The organism is Pseudonocardia nigra (assembly GCF_019396355.1).
GTDB classification, from domain to species: Bacteria; Actinomycetota; Actinomycetes; order Mycobacteriales; family Pseudonocardiaceae; genus Pseudonocardia; species Pseudonocardia nigra.
The window spans coordinates 1-1,040 of the sequence record NZ_JAHKRK010000502.1; the positions used below are offsets into that span (position 1 = coordinate 1).

At 71.8% G+C, this 1,040-nt stretch carries 1 protein-coding gene; it reads left to right on the forward strand.

Annotated features, from left to right (window positions below; genetic code table 11):
• The coding region (locus KME75_RS41885; protein ID WP_219420587.1) for a tyrosine-type recombinase/integrase at positions 1-1,040 on the forward strand (1,040 nt) is incomplete at both ends.

The following is a 1,040-nucleotide window of genomic DNA, read 5'->3' on the forward strand; positions in this document are numbered from 1 at the left end:
GAGGTCGAGAGCCTGCAGCTGTCCGAGCCGGTCGCCGCAGCCTGGAAACAACGCCTGCGCTACACGCGGCGGACCGGCATGCCGACCCGGCCGCGGCGCGACTACCTGCAGCACCTGATGCAGGTCCGGGCGTTCTATCTCGACATCGCCGAGTGGGCCCAGCAGGACCCGACCTGGGCGCAGCACGCCGTCGCCTGCCCGATCCGCCGCACCGAGCTGGCAGGGGTGGCCAAGCAGCGGCACCGAACCATCGCCGCGGTCCACCAACGCATCCGGGAGCGCCTGCCCCGCCTGCCCGTCCTGGTCGACACCGCCCACCGACACCATCGGGACCGGGTCCAGCTGCTCACCGCGACCCAGGCCGCCGCCGTCGGCGAGGAGTTCACCCACGGCGGCCGCGGCTACCGGCGCACCTGCCGCCAGCGCCCCGGCCAGGAGAACAACCAGCCGGCCTCCGCGCGGGCCGAGGACCTATCCACCGGCCAAACACACGACCTGCTCGCCGAGGAGGACGACGCGTTCTGGTCCTGGGCGCTCATCGAGACGCTGCGCCACACCGGGGTCCGCCTCGAGGAGCTCCTCGAGCTCACCCACCTCGCCGTGATCCAGCACCGCCTCGACGACACCGGCGAGGTCGTCCCGCTGCTGCAGATCCTGCCCTCGAAGACCGACGAGGAACGGCTGCTGCTGGTCAGCCCCGAGCTGGCCGCCGTCCTGGCCACGATCATCAGCCGGCTCCGCGGCATCGGCGAGGGCGCCGTCCCGATCACCCGACGCTGGGACCGGCACGAACGCACCTTCAGCCTGGCCCTTCCCTACCTGTTCCAGCGCCGCCGCGGGCACCGCAACAGCGTCATCGGTGTCGGAGCCGTGCAGAACCTACTCAACCGCACCCTGGACCGGGCCGGACTACGCGACGCCGCCGGCGACCCGATGCATTTCACACCGCACGACTTCCGCCGGATCTTCGCCACCGAGGCCGTCACCGGCGGGCTTCCCGTTCACATCACCGCTGCCCTGCTCGGACACAAGCGCATCAC